We start from the raw sequence: 12,079 nt of genomic DNA on the forward strand, positions 1-12,079 counted from the left end.
CAGTTAACAAGGAAAATGACATCAGAAGGTTCAAGAGATTTCATATAAGACAAGCTATTAGGAAGTTTCATCGGATATGCTCCTGGGAAGTAAAATCGGACCTTGCTTCGAATAGTGATATTGCCAAAAGTATTGGTCGGGATTTGTATTTTTACTTATTGCTAAAAATTTTATGATACCAAGTATGGTTTCGACGAAAGCGTGTTTGTGCCCGCGTAGTGAGCCACGTTTTTCACATGGGGTTTCTAATAGGTGATAACCAATGCAGTTGACGGTTTGCATTCGGTTTTCTTTCAATACATCAATGACATCTTGAATACCATTTAATATTGCTTCGTGATTCAGACCGAGCCATCTGCCGGTATCAACTGGTATTGTTTTGATCGCGTCAGCTAAGCTTAAATTTCTTCCCAAGCGTTCAATGGCTGAAATTGCAACCGTTACCTTTCCTCTGGCTAGTCTTCTGGGTAATAAGCACATGAAATCACGAGGTACTAGCGGAGAGTAATTTCTGCATTGAAGTATCAGACTTACGTTAAGGTCACATTGCCAATCATCTCGCGTTGCTGGAGCCTTAATTTCATCTTTGGTATTGAGAGCCCACTCTCTTGTTAACCCTCGGTTTTCTACGTGCATACTATGAATGCATACGGCAAAACTTTCTATGCTAAAGCTGGGGATAACTGTTTTTAGATTTCTCTCAAAAGCGTGCACGAATCCATAAAATGCCACCATAGAAGGTAACCCAATACTTACAGGAGTGTTCATGGTAGATGCGCTAGAGATTTTAAGGCTCGGCAACAGTAAGTAATTTTCTTCGGTTCCCTTACGTTTTGGGATCTCTTGAGGCGGTGATTGAATGATTGAACCGATAGAGTTATAGATTAACTGAGTTAATTCGGGGTCATAAGCATAGCGACTTGCGTATTTGGTTTTGGCTACATCGGCATTAAAACGGTGCGTTAGCTTTCTTATATCTAAGTTTTCTTGCTTGGAGGTTACGATATTTAACCATCGGGAAACCATGTGTTTGATCTCTTCAATGACTAATTTTTTTCTTGTCGCAAGGTTAGCTGGTGACATTACCCATTGAGATGATTCGATGTATTCTCGCATCGCCGTCTCCGATGGCTTCGTTAGCCATTGCTGGGTACCTGTTAGATGATGGTGTCTGTACTTTGCTATCGGAGGTAAAGAATGAATCATTCTAAAATTACCTCCGCAACTCATTGCAAGAGTTCCCATGTTCGTCGCTCGGCTAAATCGAGTAATAGCAGAAAATCGATAGTTTTCTTTCAAGACTTCATAACAATTATTTTGTATTGATTGAGAAACGACGGGTGATAAAGAAACATAGGATTCTTCGTCGTTCGGAAGAGAAATTTGTGTAAGGTAATTTCTAATTAGCGAAGTATTAATTTCCAACGGAGGAACAAGTGCTAGCTCTTTTGATATGTACTTGGCTGTTTTAACGTAACATCCGAGCTTTCTTAGGACATTCCAAAGAGGATGTTCAATATCAGCAAGTAAGTGCCCTAAGCAATGAATATGGCCATCCCATATAAATTCGCTTGTTAAAAAACAGGATTTATTCACTTGGCTAGAGTCATTGGCGTAAGCCCAGCTATGTCGGGGTAATTTACTAGAAGAAAGCATAAAAGGTGGTAGGGGCCCGACTGGTGCGGCACGAATAACGCCTTTTGCTCTAATGTCAGGAAACTTTGGGTTATGACTTTGACGATATTTAACGGTCTTTAAACAGCTTAGCCACCATTTTTCATCTCTGAGCTTTTCTTTACATTTACTTCGGTCAAGCAGTTCTTTTTGTTCTTTGACCTTATCAGTCAGGTTTACTAGTATGGTTAATGCTTCGACAGGGGACTCCGATATATCCACAGGAGGAGAAAGCGGTCGAAATGCTCTGCGTAATTCTCGGTTGAGATCGTCCGTTTCGCTTTTTAGTATTTCTGCCAGTGTCACCATTTACCACCTCGACACATAGAAAGAACGATTGAACTCATCAGATTGAAATTCTGAAAGCCAAAGACAATAAACATCACCCAAGTAAAAAGCGTATTCAGTAACGATGAGTATCTCTCGTTTTCCAAGTTGACGATTTGGGGTGAGTAGGCCTTGCTCAATCATTGATGTCACTTGCTCTCGAGAACAGTTCAGCAATACACATATCTCGAGCATATTCATTCGAAGGTTCGCCAGTTTCCCGTTGTCGTCCCATAAGTGTGTTTCTATATACTGAAACATCTCTTTTAGGATGATGTTCGAACGAAAGTTTCGGTCTGGAAGCTGAATTGAGCTAAACAAAATTTTACCTAGAATATCTTTCAACCTTAACTCCGCTTTACTCAGAAACGTGTATTCGACATTGAAATCGATTTCTTTTTCAATCAACGCGTGGAAGGAGCTTGGCCAGTTTTCCCAAAAGTCTAAGAATTCATCATCGTTTCTAGTTTTACATGAGCCTGATATTTGAGACCACCAATGCATGAACCCCCATCTATAACTAAGAGGGACATCTGGCAATGGTTTTACATCATCTCCTGCTAACCAAGATGCTATCCTGGTCGCTTTAGGCTCGTGGCTTTCTTGAGATGCGGATATATTTTCCCCACATTCAGTACATACACCTGATAATCCCGCATACCGGTAATCATAAATTGCCCCGCAACTACAGCGTTCTATTAACTTAACGTCATGTTCATGACAATATTCATACCCTGAAAAATGCCAGCGGTAACTCGCATATCCGTGTTCACCTAGACAACAGGGACAACATGGAATCGCCCCCTTACGTAGAAGAGAGCGTGGAATGACTTCTGCACCACGGATTAACGCGGTTGTTGACGGAGAAAACTGCATTTGGTTTCTGTTTAACGCGATACCGAGTAAATCTACAGGTTCGTTAAATGTTAACTGACTGAGGTGATGTAATGCGTGTGTTCGCGAGATTGAATGTTTCTTGGATGAGTGAGGGTTGATGCGACAGATATCGGTGGGAAATGTCTGGAACTTTCTTGGATCTATATCTAAAAGATAACGCTTAACGGCTACTAAAAACCGATTAACATCACTATAACCATTTTTGTTTGCAACACGAATAAAAAAGCTTTCAAGGCTTTCGTCTGGATAAGGTTTTGGACGTTGTAAAAGCATCACTTGAACCAATAAAGTTATTCAATTTTACTATAGTTCAAAAATAGGATTATGAGATATTTTTATCATATTTTATTAGGTTAGTTGAATAACCACCAACTTGATAGGCACCTCTTGTTTAAAGAGTTTAGTGGGACGGAGAGGTGTACCGTCTGCTGAGTAGTGACGTTGAGTTTGAGCCTGGGCCTTTATTCTATTTAGACGTTATCGGAGCCGTTTCTCTGCAAAACAGCCTCTAGTGATGCGAATATTTGCGATAATCTAATCATATTTTGATTTGAATAGGTGTTGTATTCGAATCAAGCAGTCAAAGGTGCACTAAACAATGAGCGCTTCTTACCACGCTTTGGACATATGGCTGAGTGCTTTGCGCTGCTTTTATTGATTGTTGCAGGTGAAGGCTTCTTTAAGCCTGTTATCACCCTTGCGGAAAAAGGTATTGATGATGTGGTTGGCGACGTACTTGTTAACTACGCGTTTGGCGGCCTATCAATTTTCGTTTTGTGCTGGATATATTTTGACTTTGTAGGCAATAGTAAGCCACTCGGCAACGCGCCTAACACATTCATCAAGTGGACGATCTCTCATCTGCTGTTGATGCTGTCGCTGTCACGATAGGCGTCGCATTGTCAGCAGAGGTCAAAATAGGTTTTATGGAACAATACCCGTTCAAATATGCATTGATAGGCTGTTTGGGCTTAGCAACTTACCTGTATTGTTTACTTAAGATTCAACATGTTATCGAGATTCATACCGCCCACCGATTTGCCACTGCGAACGTTAGCTATTTCGGTATCACGCTTTGCTTCTTGACTCTGATTATCGTGCCATTTGTTCCTTCAATTGTAGTTAACGTTGTATGGGGAGCGGCGTTGTTCTCTCAGATCCTGCTCCTTGTGAGAACTGCATTTAAGGTTCTGAATCGAGAGGCGAAGCAAGCACTCGATTAAGCGTTTTCGTCTTCAAGGTAGTTCTGCTAAATGTTTCAATGGATTGCTACTATGTATCGACCCAAAGTGCCGGAACACATTACCAACTTTCAACTGGCAGTATTGGTTTTATCTGTATTTGTTGTTTCCCTAGCAATTGTGCTTGTCTTTAACTTGCCATCTGACGTCCTGCAGATTCTGATCTATGTAGATACATTTATTTGCGCGATCTTCATTATTGACTTTGTTCAGCAATATAGAGCTGCGCCGTCCAAGCTTGAGTATGTGAAATGGGGCTGGCTTGACCTTATTTCTTGCATCCCATTGATGGAGTGAATCAACTTGCGCGTTTAATTAGAGTTTTTCGTTTGGTGCGTGCGATCAAGTCTATCTCAATGATTTCTCATGCAATCAATGAAAACAAGGCTTCGACGTCACTGCACTTTATGGTGGTGACCTCTATAATGATGATGCTGTTTGGTTCGATTTACATCCTTTATCTCGAGAAGGATATGCCGGGTACCAATATTCATAACACCGGTGATGCGTTTTGGTGGACATTCGTCACTATTACAACGGTTGGTTACGGTGACTTTTTCCCGGTGACATTGGAAGGGCGTATTGTTGCCATTATCTTAATCACCACCGGTGTTGGTATGTTTGGTAGCTTTACTGCTGTTCTGGCCTCGTGGATTATGGACACCTCTAACGAGCGCAAGATGGAGGTTCAGATCTTAGAAGAGATGCATGATCTCAGGGCGGAGGTTCAGGAGTTGAAATCAATCTTAAAACAGCAAGCTGAAAGAAATGGGTAGTCTGCTATCTTGCGATTAGACTTGCCATACTTGTAATTATTCATGAGTTTTTAATATTCAATTTTTCGTAACTCATTAATAAGATGGTACGCCCCACACCTGCACTACACTCAGCTATGTCGCTGAATATGGGAGGTGCCATCATGTCGGCAATCAAAGTTATTGGAATCGATTTAGGTAAATCTACTTTTCATCTAGTTGGCCACGACTATAGTGGTCGTGAACAATATCGGCACAAATTATCTAGAAGTAAATTACTACAGTTTATCTCTGTGCATGAACCAACATTGATAGCAATGGAGGCTTGCTGTGGTGCTCACTGGCTTGCAAGAAAATGCCAAGAATATGGGCATCAAGTTAAGCTGATTCCCCCTCAATATGTTAAGCCATATGTGAAGAGTCATAAGAATGATTTTATTGATGCAGATGCTATAGCCGAAGCTGCGACCAGACCAAGAATGCGCTTTGTTTCACCGAAAACTGAACAAGTACAATTAGGAATAGTTATTCGCAGGATTAGAACAGGCTATATTCGAGAGCGAACGGCAACGATGAACCGTATTGGTTCTATCCTTACTGAGTTTGGCTTCAGCTTTCCACGCGGGCATGCGAATATGAAGCGTCTTTTTCAATGGTTGGCAGATACAGGGCAGCCAGTTCCTTCTTTACTAGTCTTTGAGTTACGAGATCAGCTTAGTCATTACAATGATCTTAATGACAAAATTAAAGAGCAAGATAAGAAGCTGGAAACTCTTAATCGTGACAATGAGTTATTTACTATATTACAAACCGTACCAGGCATTGGACCTATGACAGCTTCTTGTTGCCTGTCTTCCGTCTCCGACCCTAAAGACTTTTCCAATGGCCGTAACTTTGCAGCTTGGCTAGGGTTAGTACCATTTCAATATTCAACAGGTGGAAAGCCAAGAATGCTAGGGATATCCAAGCGAGGTAACAAAGAACTTCGTGAGCTTTTTATCCATGCAGCTAGGGCTGTTTTATGGCGAGATGAAACTGCTCAGAGATACTTTGGCTCGTGGCTTACAGACTTAAAACTTCGAAAGCCTTTTAATGTTGCTTTAGTAGCTTTAGCCAATAAGTTAGCGAGGATAGCTTGGTCTGTTATGGCTACGAAGAAACCATTTGAAATAAGAGTATAAATCAAGTTTGCATATGAAAATGAAAGATGACAAAACGGTTAGACCACCAGATTGAAGACCTTGTGGACAGAACAGCGACATAGAACGCTTTCTCATTTTTGAGGACAATCTGGCGCGGATCTCATCGTAGAGCTGGAGCTATGTAGCATGTAGGTGTCCCCAATTAGACTCTGAATACATTAGCGCAAAACCAACTCCGTTATTTGAATTTTTCACTTGCAAAACGGGGCGTACCATACATTCTGTCCAAAGACATACTGGTGCTGATCTCAGCTTCTATACGATCACCAAGCAATTCTGTCGTACCTTAATTACCAAGCGACTTTGTCGACTTACACATGACTAGGTGAAGTGATGGAACTATTTTTGTAAGAAAGTTTCTTACTGCGCTTTGATACCTCAAATATTATCGTCACAAAAATATCAACTTATGGTTGTATTAAGCAATATCAACATATGGTTGTATTTATCTAATGCGTTGATATTAAAGTAATTATAAATGTCAATTTATGGTTGTATCAACAGGGTTATTGTTTTCCCAATTTAGCAGTAAGATGAATTTTCGGGAATAGCGAATGAAACAAAATATTAACTTTTATTCGAACGCTGAAAACAAAAAGCCACAGCGTAGTTCTGTGGCTTGGGAAACTGGGATTAATTGGCGGTGGAGGCAATCTCAGAATTGGGCAATGGCTTTCTGTGTCGTATTTTTATTTGCGACAGGATAACGCCAGAGATGACTAACAGCCCACCAATAATGTGGTAAGCGTAAATTTTCTCACCAATCAACGTTGAAGCAAGTACGACAGAAACCACGGGCATTAAGTTCATGAACATGGCACTTGAATCAGCGCCAATTGAATCGATCGCTTTCACCCACATTAACGGCGCAAAAATGGAAGCCGCAATGCCAGCATAGGCGATTAATGGTAGCGCGTCTTGGCTTGGTAACAGTTGCTCACTAGAGAGCCAAAGTGGTGTAAGCATCACAACCGAGAAGAAGCCTTGCATGTAAACCAGAGTCAAACTACTGAAAGGCATTTTCCAGCGTTTTAGCAGCACGCAATAAGCCGCGTATACCATGGCTGCAATCAGCATAAGGCTATCACCTTGGGTCATGTCTTGATGTAAAAAGTAGGTGATATCACCATGACCAAGCATAAACGCCAAGCCGCCGAGCGAAATCACACCACCGACGATACTTAACATTGATACAGACTTGCCTAACAGAGGAACACTTAAAAACACACTGATCAAAGGAACCAAAGAGGTAATCAGTGCCATGTTGGAAGCCGTTGTCGTTAAACCAGCGTAGTAGCCAAGTGATTGGTTGAGCACCATGCCAAGTAACGCAAGAAATGCCAGCTTAGTTAAGTAAGGTCGAATAATGTGTCGTTGTTTGATGATCGCAGGCAGACAAAATGGAGTTAGAAGTACCATTGCGACAAACCAACGATAGAAACTCATCGCACTTGGTTCAATGGCGCTTGCTGCCATCTTATTCACAATTGAGTTACCACCCCAAATCATAACGGTGAAAAACGGAAGTAAATAAATCATGAGAACCCTATAGCACAATTATTGATGGCGCTAGTCTGGCAGGTCTTTATAATAAAAAGTATCTCTTAAAAGACATCGTAAGCGATAGGAAGACAATTTTGAAAAAGAGCGCCAGAAATCTTCATCCCTCATTATCAATCGACCGCGCACCATCGGATGTATTTATGAATTTTGAAGCCTTTCTCTCTAATACAGAAACACGAATTCATAGCCATCCTTGGGGGCAAGTGCAGCTGATCAGCGGTGGGATCCTAGAGATGGATGCAGAAGATACAAGATTTCTAGCGCCTCCGCATCTTGCAATTTGGGTTCCTGCTGGAATCCGTCATACTAGTTACAACCGTAAACCTATCGAATATTGTTCTTTGAACATTGCCCCTGAATTGACGGCGCACTTTCCTACCAAAACGAGTCTGATCAAAGTGACTCCAATCGTGTCGTCCATTATTGAGGACTTTCGCCAACGAGATATTAACGTGGCGCAAAGTGATGAAGACAAGCGCTTGGTCCAGGTGTTATTGGACCAGCTCGCAAAGCAAGAAGTGGAACACCACTTTTTACCAACGACCGATAACAAGTATCTTGAACCGATCTTAAAAGCAGTAGAAGAATCGCCGACGGATGAGATCAGTTTGGCGGAGTGGGCGGAAAAAGTGCATACCACAGAACGCACGTTGGCGAGACACTGTCAGAGTGAGTTGGGCATGAGCTTTACTGAGTGGCGCTTACGTGTACGCTATTTGCATTCTATGGAGTTGCTGCGTAAAGGGCAGACCGTAAAGGAAGTCGCGTTGACGTTAGGTTATAACCAAGCTAGCCCTTTTATCGCGATGTTCAAGAAATACTCCGGCATGACACCGGAGCAATATAAGAGCCGCTTATTATAACTGAGCCAGAACGTAATTCAGACCACCGACCACGGCTGCAACTTGCGCATCGTTGCACTCTTCGTCGGTCACCGTTGGGCTGTCTGGGTACACTTCCGTTGTCGTGCCGTAAACGCAATTTGTTACGCCGCCACACAGACCCAGCTTCACCATTGGATAGTTGATAACGCCAAACTGTACGACTGGTGAACCAATGATTTCGCCATTTTCATCTGCAGGTGCAATGTGAGTCACTTTCGCAACCGATTCAATCACCGCTTTTTGAAACTCGGGTTGAGGGTTTTCACTATCTCCAACTGTGTAAAAACCGTCTGGGATCATGCCCTCGATGTACTCAATGCCATCACGAGCGGCAAGCGCAGGACGGAACTCTGTTTCATCGGAGTCTGTCGTCTCGTGCAAATCAATGTGCATTAATACATCGCCTAATGTAGCAACGAGCTTCATGAGGTTGGCAGATTCTTCGGCAGGGCTATCCTTATAGAAAGAGCGGTTTGGATCAATCGCGTTTGGGTTCCAGCGGTTGATCACCTCGTAACCCCAAGGGCTCACGCAAGGTGCAACGACAATATTGAAATGCTCTGCGTAGCGCTCTGCTTCTGTTTCTACAAACTTTAAAGCGCCATGTACACCACTCGTCTCGTAACCGTGCACGCCACCTGTAACCAAAACAACAGGCTTCGTTGAATCCCAGTTGCGAGTTTTGATACAAAATAGAGGGAAACGTGCCTCGTTGTATGAGAGCGCACCGTATTGTTCAACATCAAAACGCTCGCGTAGGGCATCGATTTTACTGACGACTTCATCTTGGTAGCTACGTTTTACTTCTTGCGTTGCTAACCAAGCTTTACGTTCTTCTTCGCTCCAAGGTTGGCCAGGGGTACCGATTGGGTAAATGTATCCACTTTTCATCTATACTTTTTCTTTTGACTGCTGAAAGGTATCACAAGACTAGACCTGTCTTATCTTAACGGCAATATAAAACACCATTTGGGATAGTATTCTTTGCAAAATCATCACTTTGATGAGTGATTTATTGGTGTTACATTTTGTTACTTACTCAATTTCATATAAGAGACAAAAAATGGCTGGAGCAAGTTTACTCACACTGTTGGATGATATTGCCACGGTACTCGACGATGTCGCCTTAATGTCGAAAATGGCGGCAAAGAAAACCGCAGGTGTGTTGAGTGATGACCTAGCGTTAAACGCTCAACAAGTGTCTGGTGTTGCATCTGAACGAGAAATTCCAGTGGTTTGGGCGGTTTCGAAAGGCTCGTTCAAAAACAAATTGATTTTAGTTCCTTCAGCATTGCTAATTAGCGCGATTATTCCATGGCTTATCATGCCACTATTGCTAATTGGCGGCTTGTTTCTCTGCTTTGAAGGGGCAGAAAAGGTGCTTGAGAAAGTGTTCCCTCACTCGCATCCGCACGAAGAAAAAGAAGAGTTAGTTAATACTGGCGAGTCGATAGAAGAGTATGAAAAACGCAAAGTTGCTGGTGCGATTCGAACGGACTTTATTCTTTCAGCGGAAATCATTGTGATTGCGTTGGGTACCGTGACTGGGGCGAGCCTTGTGACGCAAATCTTAGTGGTGAGCTTAATTGCAGTCATCATGACCATTGGTGTTTATGGCTTAGTAGCAGGCATCGTGAAATTGGATGACTTGGGCTTCTACCTTGAAATTCGCTCAAAAGGTAAGGGCTGGATGGCAAAAGTCGGCAGTGCTTTAGTTGCTTTTGCACCAAAGCTGATGAAGTTGTTAACGATTGTGGGTACTGCCGCGATGTTTTTAGTCGGTGGGGGGATTGTAGTGCACAACGTGCCTGCCATTCATCACTTTGTAGAGCCGATTATTATGAACTTTAGTGGTCATTCGGTTGCTACAGCGATTCTGCCTATTTTGCTTAACGGTATTATCGGTTTTGTGGCGGGTTTGATTGTGGTTGCTGTGTGGACAGCTGTAGAAAAAATTCGCGGCCACTAATAATCACAGCTCAAAACAAGAAAAGAACAACAAGGGTCATGACTTCTTTTCACAGAAAGGCATGACCCTCTTTTATGGGTGGAACGTCAGTAAAGTACTTACTTCACTTTCCACTCAATTTGTTCATTTGCTCGAATAGGCACAACGATATCATTGCCAAATGGCATCGTTTCCGGCACATCCCAAGCGGATTTTTCTAACGTTACCGTATCTGTGTTGCGCGCAATGCCGTAAAAATCAGGACCATTGAAGCTTGCAAACGCTTCCAAGTTTTCCAGCTTACCTTCATTCTCGAATACTTCTGCATAAAGCTCTAGTGCTGCGTGTGCGGTGTAAGAACCAGCACAACCGCAAGCTGACTCTTTTGCCCCTTTCGCATGTGGCGCAGAGTCGGTACCTAGGAAGAACTTCTTGCTACCACTGGTTGCAGCTTCGATCAGCGCTTGCTGGTGGGTTCCGCGCTTAAGAATTGGCAAACAGTAGAAATGAGGTTTAATACCACCCACAAGCATATGGTTACGGTTGAAAAGAAGATGGTGAGCAGTGATGGTAGCAGCTACGTTATCTGAGGCGTTATTAACGAAGTTTGCTGCGTCGGCGGTAGTGATGTGTTCTAGAACGATTTTAAGATTAGGGAAGTCATTGACGATAGGAGCGAGGACAGTATCAAGGAATTCTTTCTCTCGGTCGAAGATATCAACATCGTGATGTGTTACTTCGCCATGAACCAAAAGTAACATTCCGACTTCTTCCATCGCTTCGAGAACGTGGTAAATGTTCTTCGCATTGGTCACACCGGAATCTGAGTTTGTGGTAGCGCCAGCAGGATAAAGCTTGGCAGCAACAATGTTTCCGGTGGCTTTAGCCTTACGTATTTCATCTGGTGTGGTGTTGTCTGTGAGGTAAAGCGCCATCAAAGGTTCAAACTGTTCGCCATGTTGCTCTTTTAGAATTCGGTCACGGTAGGCTAGGGCGAGCTCAGTTGTAGTAACTGGTGGGACGGTATTTGGCATGATCAGCGCACGGCCATTGTAGCGGCTGATGTCGCGAACGGTGTCTTTAAGAACTTCCCCATCGCGTAAGTGAACGTGCCAGTCGTCAGGACGAGTGATTGTCAGTGTTGTCATTAATTGCTCCCACCATTGAAAAGTTGTCTGATTGGAGCCCAAGCGCCGTATTTGCTTTTGAGCAAACGCTTGCGCTTAGGCGACAGGATGATAGAGGAATTGCCCTGACATTTCATCCCATTTTTCACTTTTCTACAGAGTGAGAGTGTAAGTGATTACTTCATTGTTAACCAAAGCGCGTGGATCGTACCCGGCAGAAAGAAGAAACACGTCAATATTAGGTTAATCAAAAAGTCTTTATTTAGACCTTTCTCCATAAACACCGCGACAGGCGGAAGAAAGATACATAACAAAATCAGAACCAGTTTTCTTGTATCCATAATTAAGCTCCAAATCAATAAATGGGGGCAGTGATAACTTGGGTGAATTATGTGTGTCGTATCACACTTTATCAAACGGTATTTGGTCAGAACGGTGTTAAAAAACGCGAATATTGAGTG

Annotated in this window: 13 protein-coding genes; 7 read left to right on the forward strand and 6 right to left on the reverse strand. The window is 42.7% G+C overall.

Annotated elements, in window-relative coordinates:
* Positions 1–57 precede the first annotated feature (57 nt).
* Both ACWYVB_RS06030 and ACWYVB_RS06035 read right to left on the reverse strand, forming a co-directional pair.
* Positions 58–1,983, reverse strand: coding sequence for a type I-F CRISPR-associated protein Csy2 (locus tag ACWYVB_RS06030; protein WP_457528356.1), 1,926 nt, complete (start codon positions 1,981–1,983; stop codon positions 58–60).
* On the reverse strand, positions 1,984–3,171 hold the full coding sequence (locus ACWYVB_RS06035; RefSeq protein WP_457528358.1) for a TniQ family protein: 1,188 nt from the start codon (positions 3,169–3,171) through the stop codon (positions 1,984–1,986).
* 285 nt (positions 3,172–3,456) lie between these two features.
* On the opposite strand from ACWYVB_RS06035, the gene ACWYVB_RS06040 reads away from it, so the two are divergent.
* The 5 genes from ACWYVB_RS06040 to ACWYVB_RS06060 all read left to right on the forward strand — a co-directional run bounded on the left by ACWYVB_RS06040 (position 3,457) and on the right by ACWYVB_RS06060 (position 6,075).
* Positions 3,457–3,789, forward strand: coding sequence for a membrane protein (locus tag ACWYVB_RS06040; RefSeq protein WP_047102595.1), 333 nt, complete (start codon positions 3,457–3,459; stop codon positions 3,787–3,789).
* Positions 3,744–4,121, forward strand: a complete 378-nt coding sequence (locus ACWYVB_RS06045) for a hypothetical protein (protein WP_086586910.1) — start codon at positions 3,744–3,746, stop codon at positions 4,119–4,121. Before ACWYVB_RS06040 ends, ACWYVB_RS06045 begins: the two co-directional genes overlap by 46 nt.
* Positions 4,122–4,172: 51 nt before the next feature.
* On the forward strand, positions 4,173–4,436 hold the full coding sequence (locus ACWYVB_RS06050) for a potassium transporter Kef (RefSeq protein WP_457528361.1): 264 nt from the start codon (positions 4,173–4,175) through the stop codon (positions 4,434–4,436).
* On the forward strand, positions 4,433–4,915 hold the full coding sequence (locus ACWYVB_RS06055; protein ID WP_457528363.1) for a potassium channel family protein: 483 nt from the start codon (positions 4,433–4,435) through the stop codon (positions 4,913–4,915). The genes ACWYVB_RS06050 and ACWYVB_RS06055 overlap by 4 nt, the downstream gene beginning before the upstream one ends.
* 143 nt (positions 4,916–5,058) lie before the next feature.
* On the forward strand, positions 5,059–6,075 hold the full coding sequence (locus tag ACWYVB_RS06060) for an IS110 family RNA-guided transposase (RefSeq protein WP_457528365.1): 1,017 nt from the start codon (positions 5,059–5,061) through the stop codon (positions 6,073–6,075).
* Positions 6,076–6,729: 654 nt separating this feature from the next.
* On the opposite strand, the gene ACWYVB_RS06065 is transcribed toward ACWYVB_RS06060, so the two are convergent.
* Complete coding sequence (locus ACWYVB_RS06065; RefSeq protein ID WP_074189861.1) at positions 6,730–7,635, reverse strand: DMT family transporter; 906 nt, start codon at positions 7,633–7,635, stop codon at positions 6,730–6,732.
* Between the two features lie 98 nt (positions 7,636–7,733).
* Here ACWYVB_RS06065 and ACWYVB_RS06070 point away from each other — a divergent pair, with 98 nt between their 5' ends.
* Complete coding sequence (locus tag ACWYVB_RS06070; protein ID WP_257889293.1) at positions 7,734–8,522, forward strand: AraC family transcriptional regulator; 789 nt, start codon at positions 7,734–7,736, stop codon at positions 8,520–8,522.
* Here the strand turns inward: ACWYVB_RS06070 and ACWYVB_RS06075 are convergent.
* A complete protein-coding gene (locus ACWYVB_RS06075; RefSeq protein ID WP_104972838.1) occupies positions 8,517–9,434 on the reverse strand; it encodes a M14 family metallopeptidase in 918 nt (305 codons plus the stop codon). The genes ACWYVB_RS06070 and ACWYVB_RS06075 overlap by 6 nt on opposite strands.
* 172 nt (positions 9,435–9,606) lie before the next feature.
* On the opposite strand from ACWYVB_RS06075, the gene ACWYVB_RS06080 reads away from it, so the two are divergent.
* A complete protein-coding gene (locus ACWYVB_RS06080) occupies positions 9,607–10,512 on the forward strand; it encodes a DUF808 domain-containing protein (RefSeq protein ID WP_258615135.1) in 906 nt (301 codons plus the stop codon).
* 98 nt (positions 10,513–10,610) lie between these two features.
* Here the strand turns inward: ACWYVB_RS06080 and pyrC are convergent, their stop codons facing one another.
* The gene (gene pyrC, locus ACWYVB_RS06085) at positions 10,611–11,639 is read right to left on the reverse strand and encodes a dihydroorotase (RefSeq protein ID WP_237311266.1); all 1,029 of its coding nucleotides are present in this window, start codon (positions 11,637–11,639) and stop codon (positions 10,611–10,613) included.
* Between the two features lie 155 nt (positions 11,640–11,794).
* Entirely contained in the window at positions 11,795–11,959 is a 165-nt protein-coding gene (locus ACWYVB_RS06090; protein WP_005375297.1) for a YqaE/Pmp3 family membrane protein, read from the reverse strand.
* Between the last annotated feature and the right edge of the window lie 120 nt (positions 11,960–12,079).

This window comes from Vibrio sp. JZG10, assembly GCF_054064075.1.

Bases quoted from the DNA above. Each gene is read 5' to 3' on its own strand.
- ACWYVB_RS06035 (WP_457528358.1), bottom strand. From the start codon at position 3,171: ATGCTTTTACAACGTCCAAAACCTTATCCAGACGAAAGCCTTGAAAGC.
- ACWYVB_RS06060 (WP_457528365.1), top strand. From the start codon at position 5,059: ATGTCGGCAATCAAAGTTATTGGAATCGATTTAGGTAAATCTACTTTT.
- pyrC (WP_237311266.1), bottom strand. From the start codon at position 11,639: ATGACAACACTGACAATCACTCGTCCTGACGACTGGCACGTTCACTTA.
- ACWYVB_RS06075 (WP_104972838.1), bottom strand. From the start codon at position 9,434: ATGAAAAGTGGATACATTTACCCAATCGGTACCCCTGGCCAACCTTGG.
- ACWYVB_RS06090 (WP_005375297.1), bottom strand. From the start codon at position 11,959: ATGGATACAAGAAAACTGGTTCTGATTTTGTTATGTATCTTTCTTCCG.
- ACWYVB_RS06065 (WP_074189861.1), bottom strand. From the start codon at position 7,635: ATGATTTATTTACTTCCGTTTTTCACCGTTATGATTTGGGGTGGTAAC.
- ACWYVB_RS06080 (WP_258615135.1), top strand. From the start codon at position 9,607: ATGGCTGGAGCAAGTTTACTCACACTGTTGGATGATATTGCCACGGTA.
- ACWYVB_RS06030 (WP_457528356.1), bottom strand. From the start codon at position 1,983: ATGGTGACACTGGCAGAAATACTAAAAAGCGAAACGGACGATCTCAAC.
- ACWYVB_RS06050 (WP_457528361.1), top strand. From the start codon at position 4,173: ATGTATCGACCCAAAGTGCCGGAACACATTACCAACTTTCAACTGGCA.